At 60.8% G+C, this 16057-nt stretch carries 13 protein-coding genes; 5 read left to right on the plus strand and 8 right to left on the minus strand.

Translation table 11 applies throughout. From position 1 onward, the window contains the following. Nucleotides 1-107 precede the first annotated feature (107 nt). The 3 genes from J3L12_RS04585 to trpC all read right to left on the minus strand — a co-directional run bounded on the left by J3L12_RS04585 (nt 108) and on the right by trpC (nt 4936). Nucleotides 108-638: a carboxypeptidase-like regulatory domain-containing protein gene (locus J3L12_RS04585; RefSeq protein WP_243454938.1), complete on the minus strand. Its 531-nt coding sequence runs from the start codon at nt 636-638 to the stop codon at nt 108-110. Between the two features lie 100 nt (nt 639-738). After that, nucleotides 739-4005: a BTAD domain-containing putative transcriptional regulator gene (locus J3L12_RS04590; RefSeq protein ID WP_208013869.1), complete on the minus strand. Its 3267-nt coding sequence runs from the start codon at nt 4003-4005 to the stop codon at nt 739-741. Between the two features lie 148 nt (nt 4006-4153). Next, nucleotides 4154-4936 carry an indole-3-glycerol phosphate synthase TrpC gene (gene trpC / locus J3L12_RS04595; RefSeq protein ID WP_208013870.1) on the minus strand — a complete coding sequence of 261 codons (783 nt, stop codon included), beginning with the start codon at nt 4934-4936 and terminating at the stop codon, nt 4154-4156. A gap of 358 nt (nt 4937-5294) precedes the next feature. On the opposite strand from trpC, the gene J3L12_RS04600 reads away from it, so the two are divergent. After that, nucleotides 5295-6212: a patatin-like phospholipase family protein gene (locus J3L12_RS04600; protein WP_208013871.1), complete on the plus strand. Its 918-nt coding sequence runs from the start codon at nt 5295-5297 to the stop codon at nt 6210-6212. Here the strand turns inward: J3L12_RS04600 and J3L12_RS04605 are convergent. The 3 genes from J3L12_RS04605 to J3L12_RS04615 all read right to left on the minus strand — a co-directional run bounded on the left by J3L12_RS04605 (nt 6126) and on the right by J3L12_RS04615 (nt 10225). Then, nucleotides 6126-6548 (minus strand): hypothetical protein, encoded by a 423-nt coding sequence (locus J3L12_RS04605; RefSeq protein ID WP_208013872.1) that lies wholly within the window; start codon nt 6546-6548, stop codon nt 6126-6128. The two genes, J3L12_RS04600 and J3L12_RS04605, sit on opposite strands and share 87 nt — an antisense overlap. A 217-nt stretch (nt 6549-6765) precedes the next feature. Continuing rightward, nucleotides 6766-8811: a TRAP transporter permease gene (locus J3L12_RS04610; protein WP_208013873.1), complete on the minus strand. Its 2046-nt coding sequence runs from the start codon at nt 8809-8811 to the stop codon at nt 6766-6768. A gap of 466 nt (nt 8812-9277) precedes the next feature. Then, nucleotides 9278-10225 carry a TAXI family TRAP transporter solute-binding subunit gene (locus tag J3L12_RS04615; RefSeq protein WP_208013874.1) on the minus strand — a complete coding sequence of 316 codons (948 nt, stop codon included), beginning with the start codon at nt 10223-10225 and terminating at the stop codon, nt 9278-9280. 101 nt (nt 10226-10326) lie between these two features. Between J3L12_RS04615 and J3L12_RS04620 the strand changes: the two genes are divergently transcribed. From J3L12_RS04620 to glpX, 4 genes are all read left to right on the plus strand, one after another. After that, complete coding sequence (locus J3L12_RS04620) at nt 10327-11565, plus strand: RsmD family RNA methyltransferase (protein ID WP_208013875.1); 1239 nt, start codon at nt 10327-10329, stop codon at nt 11563-11565. A gap of 241 nt (nt 11566-11806) precedes the next feature. Continuing rightward, nucleotides 11807-12589, plus strand: a complete 783-nt coding sequence (hisF, locus tag J3L12_RS04625) for an imidazole glycerol phosphate synthase subunit HisF (protein ID WP_347708838.1) — start codon at nt 11807-11809, stop codon at nt 12587-12589. Then, nucleotides 12589-13242 carry a bifunctional phosphoribosyl-AMP cyclohydrolase/phosphoribosyl-ATP diphosphatase HisIE gene (gene hisIE / locus J3L12_RS04630; protein ID WP_347708845.1) on the plus strand — a complete coding sequence of 218 codons (654 nt, stop codon included), beginning with the start codon at nt 12589-12591 and terminating at the stop codon, nt 13240-13242. The genes hisF and hisIE overlap by 1 nt, the downstream gene beginning before the upstream one ends. A gap of 78 nt (nt 13243-13320) precedes the next feature. Further along, on the plus strand, nt 13321-14289 hold the full coding sequence (glpX, locus tag J3L12_RS04635; protein WP_243454950.1) for a class II fructose-bisphosphatase: 969 nt from the start codon (nt 13321-13323) through the stop codon (nt 14287-14289). 63 nt (nt 14290-14352) lie between these two features. Here the strand turns inward: glpX and J3L12_RS04640 are convergent, their stop codons facing one another. Both J3L12_RS04640 and J3L12_RS04645 read right to left on the minus strand, forming a co-directional pair. Then, nucleotides 14353-14802 carry a hypothetical protein gene (locus tag J3L12_RS04640; RefSeq protein WP_208013878.1) on the minus strand — a complete coding sequence of 150 codons (450 nt, stop codon included), beginning with the start codon at nt 14800-14802 and terminating at the stop codon, nt 14353-14355. Between the two features lie 183 nt (nt 14803-14985). After that, nucleotides 14986-15984 carry an aspartate-semialdehyde dehydrogenase gene (locus J3L12_RS04645; protein WP_208013879.1) on the minus strand — a complete coding sequence of 333 codons (999 nt, stop codon included), beginning with the start codon at nt 15982-15984 and terminating at the stop codon, nt 14986-14988. Between the last annotated feature and the right edge of the window lie 73 nt (nt 15985-16057).

The following is a 16057-nucleotide window of genomic DNA, read 5'->3' on the forward strand; positions in this document are numbered from 1 at the left end:
ATCACCGTACTGAACTTGGCTTTACCGCTTGGTGGGCTTACCTCATCATCGCCCTGAACCTCATCGCTGCTTCCCCAGACCTGTGTATAGCTGACATCGTTTTGTGACTAGCACCAGTGATTATATATGAGCGATTGGTTCCCAGTAACCACGGTTGCGTCATATGGAGGCGTTACCCCGGCAACGCTGAATGCACCACTTGCGTTGGTGGTTGTGCTTAGATTGGTACTACCCGAGGTAATCACGACTGGCGCGCTGGCAACAGGCTGTAGATTGGCACCAATTACGGTACCGGCAACCGTAATGGTTGTAGGCGCGGCAATAGTGAAGTTGGCACTGTCGCTGAGAGAACCCGAGGTAGCCGTCAGAGTCACGGTGGCGGGAGTGGGTACACTGGCAGGCGCAGTATAGGTGACCGAAGTACCGGTGGTCGCGGACAGCGACCCCGCGCCAGAAAGTGTCCAGTTTATGGTGCCTGTAGCGTTGGTGAGGGTGGCGTTGAAGGTGACGGTAGTGCCTGCCGTTACGGTGGTGGGCTTGGGAGAGATCGTCAGGCTGGAGGTGCCGCCTCCGCCACCCGGGCAGGCTGTCAGCAGAGGAATTAGACTCATACTCAAAAGCCACAAAAGGCGTTTCATAAAAACCTCCAAGCTCAACCGGTTGGTGGGTTTCGGGTTGTAGCCAGCCAGAGGCTAACAAGTTCAGCGTTATATTGCCGTTACTGTATTGCAGGTTCTTCTAAACTGCTTTCTTAAGTGCCCAGGCCACATAGCGGTTGTCCAGGAGGCGCCGTGCAAGATGGGGCGGTAACTCCTGCGCCAGGTCGCGTAGGAGTTGCTGGGTTTCGCGCAAGTAGGCCTGGCCACGCCTGTCGCCCAGGGCCCGGGCCCTGGCATACAGCACCAGGGGCAGGTCGTAGATGCCCCGTGCCCAGTCGGCACGCAGGGCGTGGGCTTCTTCCGAGAGTTGCTGGGCTTTTTTCCAGTCGCTGGCTCTCAGGTGGGCCAGGGCCAGGGCGGCCAGGGAGCGGGCCGTGTGACGGTATTCCTTGCGATCTCGCCAGAGCGCAACCGATTCGGCCAGGGTGTCCTGGCTGCGCTCCAGATCGCCCATCTCGAGCAGGGTAAAGCCCAGGTTGAAGAGCACATGGCCCAGCCTGGCCCGCTCGCCCATCTCGCGCAGGTCGCGAAGGGCCGCCTCTAGCTCGCCTCTGGCTTCCTCCAGGCGGCCTGCCACCATCAGGGCGTTGCCGTAGTCGGAGCGCAGGAGGGCCAGGTCGCGCCAGGCCCCCACTTCGGCGGCCTCGACCATGGCCCGCCGGGCGGTGGCCTCGAGTCCGGGCTCCAGCCCCAGTACGGCTGCGTTCAGAAGCAGTCCCTGCAGGGCATCCCACACCGCCCACCAGTCGCCCCGTTCGCGGGCTTCCTGGTACAAAAGTTCGGCCACCTGGAGGCTGGCTGCGTAGTCCCCCTTGACCCAGTCCACCATGACCTTGTCGGCCCGTAAGCGCCGGAGAAGCAGGTCGTCGCGCAGTTCGGCGGCCAGCTTGAAGGCCTGGGCATAGGTCTGGTCGTACTGCGCCAGGTCGCCCAGCCGGAACCAGTAACCCGACAGGTTGCGCAGGGCCAGGGTTTCCATGGCCTGGTCGCCGATATCGTGAAAGGCTCGGATGGAGGCCAGGAGGGGCTCGAGCTGCACATCGGGGTCGCCGCCCCGATACTCGAGCCAGGCCAGCTTAAATAAAGCATGGCCCCGCTGCCAGGGGGTTCGGGCCAGACGCAGGGCCTCCCGCGCCGCCGCGATGCCCTCGGCCACCCGGCCCGAGGCCAGCGAAGCATCGGCGTTCAACAAGAACAGCCGAAAACGCTCATGGTCGCCTAAGCTGTCGGCCAGCCGGGCCATTTCCTGGCGCTCGGGAATCTGTATCTGCCCCAGCGTGATCCGGGTTTCCGCCGCTTCAATCAGCATTCGAAAGCGCTCGGGGTCGGGTTCCATGGGGGGGCACAGCACCTGGGCACGATGGTAGTGCTCCAGGGCTTGCCGGGCCAGCGGCCCCCGGCGCAGGCTGCGCCCGGCCATCAGGTGGGCCACATAGGCTTCGGCGCGCTGCCCGGCGGCCTCGAGGTGCGCGGCCAGTTGGGGCAGGGGGCCGGCCACCTCGCGGAGGGCATCGGCAATACGGGCGTGCAGCCAGCGACGACGCGACTCGCTCATCTCGGCCAGCACCGTTTGTCGTACCAGCTCGTGCCGCAGGGTATAGCCGCTGGGGTCAAGGCGCAGAAACCCGCTCTGGGTCAGGCTTTCCAGCTCTGTGATGGGAGCCCCCAGGTGGCGCAACAGCCCCGCGGCCATGTCGGGGGACAAGGGGAAGTCGGCCAGCGCGAGGGCCTGGAGGATGGGCAATGCACCCTCCCCCAGGCGCTGCAGCCGCTCCAGTAAGGCATCGCGCACACTGGGGGGCAGGGGCAGCTCGCGGTAGTCGGAGGTGAAGCTGTCGAAGGGGGTATGCCAGGCCCCGGCTTCGGCCCGCAACAACCCCTGGTCGAAGAGGTAGCGTAGAGTCTCGAGGACATAAAACATGTTGCCCTCGGTAGCCTGAAACAGGCGTTCTGCAAAGCGCTCACCCCCTTCGCGCTGGCCCGACATCTGACGCAGCAACTGCACCAGTGCAGGCGCATCCACGGGCTGAAGCATGCGTTGGAAAAGGCGGTCTTCTCGGGTAATTTCTTGCAAAATGAGGCGCACGGGCTGGTTTTTTTGCAAGGCTTCGGGGCGGGCGGTGCCCAGCAGGAAAAAACCCAGGCTGCTGGCGCGACGTACCAGGTAGGGCAGGAACTCCAGGCTGGCCCAGTCCAGCCAGTGCAGATCGTCCCACAGCACCACCCCGCCAGGGCGAACAATGGCCTGCAAAGCCCGGCACAGGGCTTCAAAGAACCGCGCCTTGTGGGGGTTGCTGGGCGGAAGGCCCAGTTCGGGCAGCAGTTGGGCCAGTTCGTCCCGCCAGGGAGCCTCGAGGTTGCCCAGTTTTTGCGCCTCGAGGGCCTGGCGCAGGGCTTCCAGTAAACCGCTAAAACCAATCCCCTGCCCGCTCTCGCGCTGGCGGATGCGCAGGGTCTCGGAAGGGCCGGCCCCTACCTGATGCTTGGCGTACTCGAGGGCCAGGCGGCTCTTGCCCACCCCCGCATCGGCCAGCAAAAGCAGCAAGCCCCGCCCCCAATGGGCCTCGAGCCAGGCCCAGTCCTCATTGCGGCCTACCAGTGGGGGCTCGCTTAACAATTGGGCCACCCCCGGCTGCTGTGCGGGCAGGGGCTGCCCTTCCCGCAATTGCACCCCAAAAACCTGTGTCTGCGGGCTGGGTTCCAGACCCAGTTGGTTCCGCAGCAATACCCGGTACTGCTCGTACTGCCGTAGCGCCGCCGAACGATCCCCCATTTGCAGGAAGAGGCGCATCACGGCCTGTTGTTCGGTTTCCTGGAGAGGGTCTTCGGCGAGCAGCTTCTGGTAGACCTTGAGGGCTTCGGCCAAGTGGCCCGCAGCTTCCTGGCTACGGGCCAGACCCAGCATGGCTTCCCGGTAGAGGCGCTCCCACCGCTCGCGCTCGGGAATCAGCCAGTCCCAGTAGCCCTCCGAGGCCTTGGGGTCGAGTCCGGCCAGAAATCCCCCCCGCCACAAGGCCAGCGCCTCCGACCAGGCCCCCCTCGCCATCTGGGTCAGAAAAGCCTCGAGGTCGGTTTCCACCGGCCCCAGCCCTATATGCTGAGCGCTTTGTTCAAATACCCGTTCCCAGGCGGTATTTTTCAGGCGAAAAAGCTCCTGGCGAAGGTTCCGCCGCACCGCCTCTTCCTCTCCTTCCCACAGCAGATCGGCCAGACGCGCACGCTCGACGGCCTGGCCCTCCACCGCCAAGTAGGCCGCCATCGCCACCGCTTTGCGGGGCAGGCTCGAGACGAGTTTGCCATCCTGCCAGAGTTGGGGCGGGCCTAGCAAGCTAAGATAGAGGGCCATCCATTCCTCCCTTTATCTTCGCTGCCGTTCGAACCGCGAATCGCACGTTGCCTCGAATTGCGCTGCTCTTTGCCGGGCTTGTCAGAGCAAAGGGAATCGGCATCCAGAAAAGCACGCTCTACATATCCAGTCTAGTCCTCATGAGCGACTACTTACGGGTCATCTGCGTTGCTGCCGCCTGCCAGTTGGCGCTGCGGGCCAGGCTGGTGCCAATCAACACCGCATCAAAGAGGCCCTCGAGCTCGACCAGTTGAGCCGGTTCGCTGTAGCCCGACTCGGCTACCAGCAGGCCGCTAAACCCTGCCCGTCGGGCCATCTGGCCCAGCCGTGGCGCTGTGGAGCGGTCAATGCTCAGGTCAGCCAGGTTGCGGTTGTTGACCCCAATAATCGGGGCTCCCGCAGCCAGTGCGATTTCGAGCTCGGCCTCGTCGTGCACCTCGACCAGCGCGTCCAGACCTTGCTCATGGGCCAGCTTCAGATACACCTCCGTCAGAGAACCCAGCACCGCCACAATTAGCAGCACCGCCGATGCACCAATCGCCCGCGACTGGGCAATTTGCACGGGGTGTACGGTGAAATCCTTGCGCAGAATGGGCAAGTCCACCGCCTGCCGCACCTCGAGCAAATCCTGATCTGAACCGGCAAAATAGTGCGGTTCGGTGAGCACACTGATGGCCCTGGCACCGCCCGCCCTGTAGGCGCGGGCCACCTGGGCAGCCTCGAGCGCCACCGCTATCTCTCCTTGTGAGGGGCTCTTGCGTTTCACCTCGGCAATCAGCGACAAACCCGGCAAGCGCAAAGCCTGGCTGAATGAAGGCGGAGCCGCTGCAGGCACGGCCCACTCGAGGCCCTCGAGGCCCACCACCTCGCTATAGCGTCGTCTGGATATCTCTCCCAAAATGCCGGGCACTTTGGACAGCTCTGGAACCATATCCTTCATGCTACCCCTTTGCCGCGTAGCCCGACATGACAAATTCCTTATACTTCTCGCCAGCCACTTCGCTCACCTATCTCCAATCCAGGCGGGATGCCAACCGGGACTCTCGGGTTTGGAGGCTCAAAACATGCCTGCAAGAACCTCCTCTTTTAAAAACGCGTTTGAACCGGCACCTCTGTTTTTGCACGTCCAGATCCCCGACAGACTCAAAGCCCCCACCTTTCAAATACCCTGGCGTTTGATAACCCCCCTGACTTGAACATCAGGCTTCCAGTGGACGTTTCGGCGTCAATTAGCTGAACTTAATCAAAATCACTGCACTCAGTCTAATTTTTCTGTTACCATGCACTATATGGAAGGTATTGTGCTGGCACTGGGAGGCGGCGGGGTTCGCGGCAGTGCACACACGGCGGTGCTGGACGTACTGACCGAGGCCAGAATTCCCATCGCCGGTCTGGCGGGTAGTTCTGCAGGTGCGCTGGCAGCCGCTATCTATGCTTTTGGCATCAACGTACATCACAACGAACTGAGCGAGTGGCTCAAGGATCCCGAACTCGAGCGCCTGCAAAAAAACGGCGCCCTGTACCAGGTAACCCGGCTGGTGGATTTTGTACGGCGGCCCTACCTGGCCGAGGGAAGCAAAATTCGCCAGGGCTACCGCACCCTGTTTGGCCAGCGCCGCATTGAAGAGAGTCCGATTCCACTGGTCATCCAGGCCTGCGATTTCAACACTGGCGAGCTGGTCATGCTTCGGGCCGGGCCAGTGTCTGAAGCCCTGGCGGCCAGCAGCGCAGTACCCAGCATTTTTCCTCCTGTAGAGTGGCACGGACGGCTTCTGGTAGATGGCGATGTGGCCGAAAAAGTGCCGGTCACGGCAGCCAGAGCCCTGCAGGCCGGGCCCATCGTAGCGGTGGATGTTTCCAACCGGGTCGTGCCCAGCGAGCCCAAAAGTGCGCTGGAAGCAGCCCTGCAGGCCGGCGAGGCCTCGCGCCGCCGCCTTTTGAGCATGGCGCTGTCTCAGGCCGATGTGGTCATCTCGCTGGCTGCCGACCCTCCTATCGAAACCTTCGACTACACCAAGGCCGACCTGGCTTACCAACTGGGCCGCCAGCGGGCCGAGGAGGCCCTGCCCCGAATTGAGCAACTGCTGAAAAAGCCCGTCCCTAGCAGCAAACCCTGGTGGTCACGCTTTGCTCAACCCAAACCACAAGCGTCCAAAAGTAATCCCGTAGCCCACCAGCCCAAGAGCCAAAAACAGCACCACCCCTAACCCATGGGCCATCCGCGCCGCAAAAATTGCGGCCAGGAAGGCCACCCCCAGCCAGAGCGCCGCCAAAAAAATTGCTCGCAGCGGCTCGAGGTGGGGTCTTCTGGTTGAGGGACGGGTTATGAGTACTCCAATAGCGAGCAGTACTGCAGCAAAAAGCCCGCTCACCGTCCACATTGCCCACTGCGGTAAGCCCGGTATGGCAGGCAATGCCAGCCAGGCCAGGGTCAGGTGCAACAGTTGAAGCGCTAGTGTCAACCCGCTGAGTTGCACCAGGCCCCGCCGGCGCAAGGCCAGGGGTGAGCTCGTGTCGGTCAGCTCAGCCAGGTAAAGCTTCATGGGCGACGGTTCTGAATGCATCCGATGAAAAGTGGTTCATACTCTAAGTTGCGCCCGCATAAGGTTTAGAGATGAATCCAGGCTGTGCTAAAAAATCATGCTCTGGGCGCAATACCCGAATGATTCTCGATCACGTCATTATCCAAAACATAGGCGGGAGACACTTAGCTGCGTAACACCTGCACATTAGCAGGACTGTTCCCTGGAAACCCTTCCCTCAGGCTGCCGCACGGCGGGCCAACCACTGCCAGGCTAGTGTCACCCCTAGCACACCCATACCGATGATTTCGGTGTTGGGGTTGTTGGGCATCAGCATGAGCGCGGCGGCCAGATACAGCAGGCGCTGCAACCAGTTGGCATTCCCCAACAAATATCCAAGCGTCGCTGCCGAAAAAGCCGTGAGCCCCAGGAGTGCCGTTACAATGATGCGACCGCCCTCGAGCACGCTCTCCACCCCAATCATCAGCAGACCAGGGTTGAAGAAAACCATGTAGGCCAGCAGGGCCGTTCGCAACTCGTAAATAAAGCCCTGAACCCCTGTCTTGAAGGGGTCGCCCCTGGCAATCGCCGAGGCCGCATAGGCCGCCAGCGCCACCGGCGGGGTAGAGTCGGCCATGATGCCAAAGTAGAAGGCGAACATATGGGCCACGATTTTAAGGATAGGTACCTCAATGCCCGAGAAGGTCAGGGAGCCATAGTCTATGCCACTTTGCTCGGCAATTTTGGTGACCACCGGAACCACCAGGCTGGCCATCACCACGTAGTTGGCGGTGGTGGGCAGGCCCATGCCCAGCACCAGGCTGATGAGCTGGGCCAGGAACAAGGCCGCCAGCAGATTCCCCCCCGAGATGGTTTGCAGCAGGTCGGTGAGGCCGAACCCGATGTTGGTGATGAGTACCACCGCAATAATGATGCCGGCCAGACCGGTGGCGATGGCAATGCCCACCATGTTGCGGGCCCCGTTGGCAAAGCCTTCGATCAGGATCTGGGCAAAGGAACGAAGCCCGCTCATGAAGCCCTGGCCGGAGCGCTGGGCGCGGTAGAGTTCTTGCAGCAGGGCCACCCCAATCATCAAGAAAATGGTGTTGAGCGCAGCCCGTTCGGGCGAGAGTTCAATAATGAGCAGCGCATAGAGCAAATAGCCCAGGGGAAACACATAGTGCAAGCCGGCCCGCAGCGTGGGCCAGAACCTGGGCAGTTCGGCCTTGGGCAAACCCTTCAGACCCAGCTTGACCGCTTCCAGATCCACCAGAATAAACAGCGTGGTGTAAGCCAGCAGGGCAGGCACAATTGCCATCACCACCAGCGCCGAGTAAGGCACCCCCAGGAAATCGGCCATGATGAAAGCCGCCGCGCCCATCACCGGGGGCATGAGCTGCCCGTTGGAACTGGCTGCCACCTCAACCGCCCCCGCCTTCTCGGCGGTGTAGCCTGCCCGCCGCATGGCCGGGATGGTAAAGGTTCCGCTGGTCACCACGTTGGAAATCGAGGAACCTGACACTACTCCCGTGAGCGCCGAGGAGACAATCGAGGCCTTGGCAGGCCCTCCGCGCACCCCGCCCAGCACGCTAAAAGCTAGGTCGGTGAACCACTTCCCGGCCCCGGCCCGCTCGAGGATAGCCCCAAAGAGCACGAACACGAATACCGTGCGCGCTGCAACCCCGATGGGGGTACCCCAGATGCTATCCGAGGCATTCATGAACAACTGGCTCACCAGCGAACGCCACTGCACCCCCGCATGCAACTGGCCCAAAGCACCTGGCAACTGCCCCTGAAACAAACCCTGAGGCCCGGTCAGGGCAAAGAGCATGAACAAGAGCGAAATAATGGGCATAGCTGGCCCTAGCGAGCGCCACCCGGCCAGCAACAGCATCACAATTGTAATGCTTCCAACAATCAAATCAGTTTGGTTTGCCAGGCCTCCGCGAACTTCAATCATCTCCTTGTACTGCCACATCACATACGCTGCCGAGAGGGTCGCGGTAATGCCTAAAATCCAGTCAAAGATGGGAATCCGATCCCGGCGGCTCCTGCGGTTAAAGGGGTACACCAGAAATACCAGCGCAAAAGCAAACGCTAGGTGAGCAGCGCGGAAAAACAGGGCATCCAGCGAGCCAACCCAGGTGGCCCAGACCTGGAAAACGCTCCACCCCACCGCCAAGCCCAGAATCAACCAGCGCGACCAGTTGGTGGGTTTGCGCCCCCCCAGCTCGGTCTCTTCCACCAGTTGCAGGGCTTCGGCTTCCGGCATATCTTTACTCATTCACAACCTCCTGCAAAACGCCAACTCCTTTTTAGCGACCCGGCTTGCATAGTTTTACATCTAAACCGACTTTGCGTCTATTTTGTTTCTGAGTGGTCTGGTAACAAAGTATTTGAGATGGCTTCAATGAGCCCAACTTCTGCCCTTGACTTCTTGTTGATATTCCGAGGTGCACGCAGTGCAACGAGGAAACTGGTACTGCATGGGTACAATGTATATAGAGGACTGCGACGCATCAGATTTCTCACTTCGCTTCGCTGCGTTTGGAATGACAAGAAAATAAAGTTGCCAGAGCACTGAGTTACCTGGATTCGTGATGAGGCGAATAGGGCGCCCTTCAGATATTTAGAGCCATCCGGGATTGCGAATCCGTTGTCCTGGACAGAATAGTGGCCGCCCATCCGGGCGGCCCCCCCGGGGAAGGGGGCGGTATGATAGGGCTACTCGCCCCCAGAAATGCTAAAGATTAGCGGATAATGCGTTTCTCACGGTAGAAGCGCTCAGCGCCAGGATGCAGCGGGATGGGGAGGTTACGAGCCGCAGCGTTAACGTTGAAGAAGCGTTGTAGGTTGGGGTGAATAGCCTTGAACTCGGGGTTATCGAAGGTAGCCTTGAGCATGTTGTACACCACATCGGCGCTTACACTGTCGGCGGCCAACCACATCGAAAGTACCGCCACCGAGGGCGTGGTTACGTCCACCCCGCGATAGATGCCGCCATCAATGTTAAAAGCACGGTAGAACGGGTATTTTTTGGCGAGCTCCTTTACCCGGTCATACTCCACTTCCACCAGTTGTACGCGGATGGTCTGGGCCGCCTGGCTGATTACTGAGGCTCCGAGGCCACCGGTGAAGAAGAAGGCATCGGCACGACCGTCCTGCATGAGGGCTAGCGCGTTGTTTGGGTTCACACGGATGGCTTCACGCAGGTCGTTCAGGCCGAGGCCATAGGCCTCGAGCACCTGGCGGGCATTCTGCTCGGTGCCCGAACCCACATCCCCAATCACCACCCGCTTACCGCGCAGGTCGGCAATGGTGTTGATGCCGGCCCCGGCGCGGGCTACCACGTGCACCACTTCCGGGTAGAGAATGCCCACCGCCCGGATGTTCTTGACGGGTTTGCCATCGAAGGCCGCGATTCCGGTGCCGTTGTAGGCGTAAAAGGCAATGTCGTTCTGGGCCAGACCCATCTGGAGCTCACCCGAGGCAATGGCGTTGATGTTAAAGACCGAGCCACCGGTGGAACGGGCGTTGGCCCGCACGCCGATGTTGGCATCGTTGACCAGCTTGGCAATGCCGGTAGCCACGGGGAAATAGACCCCGGTCGTGCCGCCCGAGCCAATGGTGATGAAGGTTTGTGCAAAGGCAGAGCCTGCCAGAGCAAGAGAGGCCAATAGCAACAACGTCTTTTTCATTCCTGTTTCCTCCTTGTGCCAACCGGGTTGATTATTCCCCAGCGTCAGGGCGGCGTCAACCTCCAAGACCAACATTTACGAGTCATGCGGTATGGTGAGGTGTGCCCAGGTTACACATCGAAAAGCTGATCGCCGGAGGGCTGGGGCTGGCCCGAACCCCATCGGGCACCGCCCTGGTGCGCGGCGCCCTGCCCGGAGAGGTGGTCGAAGCGGAGCTACGTGAACGCAAAAACCACCTCGAGGGCCAGGTTATCCGGGTACTCGAACCCCACCCGGCGCGTTACCTTAAGCCGTTACCCCCCTCGGCAGACCTGCCCCTGGAATACCCGGCTCAGCTGCCCATCAAGCAGGGGTTTGTGCAGGAATCCCTTGAACGCATCGCCAAACTGAGCTTTGAGGTCTCCCCCATCCAGCTCTCCCCCACCTACGGAGCCGAAGAGGGCCTTTACTATCGCACTACCGCCCAGTACGCCCTGCACCCCCTGGGCGGCCTGGCCTACCGCCAGCCCCGCTCGAGCCACCTGACTCGGGTCTCCCACGACCCGCTCATTGCCGAACCCCTCCAGCCTGCCTTCGAGCTTCTGTCAGGCTGGCCGCTCCCAAGCCTCGAGGAGGTCGTGCTACGCGGCTCCATCTACGAACACAAGGTTCAGGTCGGCTTCATTGGCGGGCAGGCCCGGTTTTTCAAGAAAACCGCCCAGGCGCTGGTACAGGAGGGCATGGCGGGGGTGGTTTGGGCAGAAGAGAGCCCCAGGGGCCGTTTCCGGGGCCGCATCCAACACCTGGCGGGGGCCACCGACCTTCTGGAGGACTTTGGAGGCATCCTTTCAACAGTGAATGTACAAAGTTTCGCCCAGGTCAATCCAAAGGCGGCTGGGCTGCTGTTCCGGGAGGCCACCCGGCTGGTTGCTCCGGGTCGCAAGGCGGTAGAGCTGTACGCGGGCAGTGGGGTGCTGAGCCTGCACCTCGCACCCCTTTTTGAGCAAGTGGTGGCCATTGAAATCAACCGCAGCGCAGTGAAGCGCGGCGAGGCCGACCGGGATCGGCTGGGGGCACACAACCTGGTTTTCAAACAAGACGATGCGCGCGTACTCGCAAAGCACCTGCCCGCCGATCTGGTCATGGTTGACCCGCCCCGGGCCGGCCTTTCCCCCGAAGTACTGGCGGGTTTGCTGGAAGGACGGCCCAAAGAGATTCTCTACATCGCCTGCGACCCCGCCACCTGGGCCAGGGATGTTGGCCGGCTGGTACAGGCTGGCTACCGGCTCCACTTCGTCCGGCCTTATGACTTTTATCCGTTTACGCATCATGTGGAAGTCCTGAGCCTGTTGTCGCGGTAGTCAAAATGCGCTCGAGCTCACCAGGCCAGGCCAGTCCCGACAGGAATCTTGTCCAAGCCCAGGTACTTACCATTTGCCTGGGCATCGTCGTTTCAACCCCTCATCCGGCGACAGCAGTTACCGCTAGATGTTGTTTTATTTGGCAAGAAGCACCAAACCAGCGGAAAGGCGAAAACGATAAAAGCCTGGCCCGAGCCTTCCACCCTTGCGCTTTATGGCACAATCTTCGACAATCAACTGCGTGTTAGCCAAGCGCATCATCCCTTGCCTGGATATCCACGCCGGACGGGTGGTCAAGGGCATCAATTTTGTGAATCTGCGCGATGCCGGCGACCCAGTCGAGTCGGCCAAGGCCTACAACCTGGCCGGCGCCGATGAGCTGGTGTTCCTGGACATTACCGCCACCCACGAAGAACGGGGCATCCTGCTCGAGATTGCCACCCAGGTAGCCGAGCAGGTCTTCATTCCCTTTACGGTAGGTGGGGGTATCCGCAGCCTCGAGGATGCCAGGGCCCTGTTGCTGGCCGGGGCCGACAAGGTCTCGGTGAACTCGGCGGCGGTCCGGCGGCCCGAGCTGATTCAGGAGCTTTCCGACCACTTTGGCAACCAGGCGGTGGTGCTGGCCATAGACGCACGGCGAAAAGGGAACACCTGGGAGGTGTACGTGGCCGGAGGCCGCACCCCAACCGGCCTGGATGCGCTGGAGTGGGCCGAGAAGGGCGCTCGCCTGGGGGCCGGGGAAATCCTGCTGACCAGCATGGACGCCGACGGCACCAAAGCAGGTTTTGACCTCGAGCTCTGCCGCGCCGTTTCTCAGGTGGTAGGAATCCCCGTCATTGCCTCGGGGGGTGCGGGACGCAAAGAACACTTCGCTGAAGTTCTGCAAGACGGCATCGCCGACGCAGCCCTGGCCGCCAGCGTATTTCACTTTGGCGAGATTCCCATCCCGGAACTCAAAGCCTACCTGGCCCAGGAGGGCATACCCATGCGGATTGAGCCACCTCTGGCCGATGAGCCGACATAATCCCATCACCCCGCCAACGAAAGGAAAAGGTACCCATGAACCTCCGGGATGTGAAGTTCGATGCCAACGGCCTGGTTCCGGTGGTTGTGCAAGACGCCCGCACCGGCCAGGTACTCACCCTGGCCTATGCCAACCGCGAAGCCCTGGAACAAACCCTCCAGACCCGCCGGAGTACCTTCTGGAGCCGCAGTCGGGGCGAGTTGTGGGTCAAGGGCCTCACCTCTGGGCACACCCAAGAGGTTATTGAAGTGGTTCTCGACTGCGACCAGGACGCGGTGTTGTACAGGGTCATCCCACATGGCCCGGCCTGTCACACCGGCGCTGAGAGTTGCTTCCACCACCCCCTAACCCCCTCCGCTGACCCTAACCTGGGCGAGGTGCTGGAGAGGGTCTACCGCACCATTCAGCACCGTATCGAAACACTTCCCGAGGGCTCTTACGTGGCCAAAATGCATCAGGCTGGCCTGGATCGGGTACTCAAGAAAATCGGGGAGGAAGCCGGCGAGGTAATTATTGCGTCCAAAAACACCGACCGCAAGGAGCTCGAGTGGGAAGCTTCGGATCTGCTCTTTCATTTGCTGTTTGTTCTGGCAGAGCGGGGCATTACCCCCGCCGACCTCGCCCGCACGCTCTGGAGCCGACACAAGCCGTAAAGCCTCGTCTGGTAGTGCTTCCAGGCGTATACCCCCTACGAACCCTGGTAAGCTCTGAGTATGGAACTCGAGACCGAGATGGACATTGAACGGCTGTTGGTGCTGGAGATTGCTCGAGTCACCGAGCAAGCCGCCCTGGCCGCCAGCCGGCTGGCCGGAATGGGCAAAAAAGATGAGGTGGACGGGGTTGGAACCGAGGCCATGCGCCAGGTGCTCTCGGAACTGCCCATCAGGGGCCGAGTGGTGATAGGCGAGGGGGAGATGGACGAAGCCCCCATGCTCTACATCGGCGAGGTACTCGGGCGCGGCGGCCCCGAGGTGGACATCGCTGTAGACCCGGTCGAGGGTACTACCATCACTGCCAAAGGGCTTCCCAACGCCATCACGGTCATTGCCATCAGCGAAAAGGGTGGGCTGGTGGGCGCACCAGACATGTACATGCAAAAGCTGGTGGTGGGGCCTCCGGCAGCGGGCAAGGTAAGCCTGGATTTTCCGGTAGAGGCCAACCTGCGCATCATCGCCGACTCTTTGCAGCGCAAGGTAGAGGATCTGGTGGTGGTCATCCTGGATCGGCCCCGGCACGAAAAACTGATTCGAGAGGTACGCGAAGCCGGCGCCAGGGTCAAGCTCATTACCGATGGCGACGTGGTGGCCGCGGTCTCGGTAGCGGTGCGGGGCACTGGGGTGCATGCCATGATGGGCAGTGGGGGTGCCCCTGAAGGGGTGCTGGCCGCCGCAGCCCTCAAGTGCATGGGCGGCGAAATTCAGGGGCGCTTCCTGCCGGAAAACGAAGAGCAGCTCGAGCGCCTCAAGGCCATGGGCGCCGACGAAAAGAAAATCTATCGCACCAACGATCTGGCCCCTGGAAAACAGATTGTTTTCTCGGCCACCGGCATTACGCATGGAGAGCTGCTCGAGGGGGTGCGCTATTTCGGCGGCGGGGCCCGTACCCACTCCATCGTGATGGGCTACCAGACCAAGGTGGTGCGTTTTATTGACTCCATACACCTGTTCGAAAGTGGAGCACGGGTCAATATACGGGTATGAAGCCATTTCCGCCAGAAAGAAACAAGGGCTGGCATTGTGCCAGCCCTTGGCCTATTTGGGCCACTAAAAACCGATGTTGACGCCCACCGCACCCCCCAGCCCAAACGTGCTGGAGCCAGAGAAAAACAACATCGGGTGTACCTCGACAAAAATACCGATTAAGGGCAGTCCCACGTTCAAATAGGTGCCAATCACCCCTCTGGCCCCCAAACCCCCACCGGTAGAACCCTGGGCCAACAACGATACGGTGGTGCCGGTCGCATAAAACAACCCCGCACCTGCGTACAGGTCAGTCAGGGGCACCGTTACCAGCACATCGGCGCCCCCACCCAGCGAGGCCGGGCCGCCGGTGAAGAAGTTGGCCCCCGCATACACCCGCCCGTCCAGCACGAAAGGTACCAGAGGCAGGCGAATGCCCGCATTGACCCCAAAAGGGCTACCAGCGGTTACCTGAACGCTTTGGGCGAAAGCCGGGGTGAGCAACAAGACCATTAGAACAAGCCATTTACGCATAGCCAAACCTCCTGGATGAGTATACGGGTCGTTTCTGGCAGGTTGCTGTGATGGATGGCCAGTTTTCGAGTTGCAGATTCAGTGTGTACCTGGATCCTGCTCGTGACGTGCAGCCAGGGCAATGTGCTCCGCAGGTTTGACAAACCCAGTTTTGCACGGCGCAGAGGGTCATCCGACCTGTTATTAGCTGGCTACCGGCTTTTGCAGCAGTTCAGCGATCTGCACCGCGTTAAGGGCCGCACCTTTGAGCAGCTGATCCCCCGCTACGAAAAAGTCCAGTCCGTTATCGAACACCAGATTCTTACGGATACGCCCCACCTCCACGTTGAACTTGCCGGTTGCGGTTAGCGGTAAGGGGTAGCGTTTATTGGCGGGGTCGTCCACCAGGTCTACCCCGGGGGCGCTTCTGAGCACTTCCCGCGCCGCTTCCGGGCTCACCGGGCGTGCAAACTCCACCGTCACGGCCTCGGAATGCACGCGCAGGGTTGGCACCCGTACCGCCGTACAGGAAACCTTAATTTCTGTGTCCCCCATAATCTTTTGGGTTTCCCACAGCACCTTCATCTCTTCTTTGGTGTAGCCATTTTCCTGGAAGGCATCAATTTGCGGAATAACGTTAAACGGTAGCGGATACGCAAAGGTTTTGTGCTCTACGGCCTGCCCTGCCAGGTACTGCCGGGTGCCGTGCAGGAGCTCCTCCATGCCACTTGCACCCGCACCCGAGGAACTCTGGTAGGTACTGACAATCACTCTTTTGGCCCCAAAGGCTTTGTGAAGGGGATAAAGCGCCATGAGCAGGATGGCGGTGGTGCAGTTGGGGTTGGCGATGATGTTTTTGTGGCCCCGAATCGCGTGAGCGTTGATCTCCGGCACAATCAAAGGCACCTCGGGGTCGTAGCGGAAGGCTGAGGAGTTGTCGATTACGACCGACTGTTTAGCCCAGATTGGGGCGTACTGCTTGGAGATAGCGCCCCCCGCACTTGCCAACACCACATCCACCGGCAAGGGAGTCTCTGGTAAGGCTTCGATGTTCACTTCCTTCCCGCGAAACTTGAGGCTTTTGCCTGCCGAGCGGGCCGAAGCATATAATCGCAGCTCAGAAACGGGAAAGTTGCGCTTTTCTAGTACACTCAGTAGCTCTTTGCCAACGGCTCCGGTAGCTCCAACAATTCCGATTCTCATGGCCTCTCCTCTGGGAAACAAAAAACCCGCCAGGGTAGGCAGGCAGGGGCGACAACTCGAGGGAGTTGCCGCC

This window comes from Meiothermus sp. CFH 77666 (assembly GCF_017497985.1).
Classification (GTDB): domain Bacteria; phylum Deinococcota; class Deinococci; order Deinococcales; family Thermaceae; genus Meiothermus.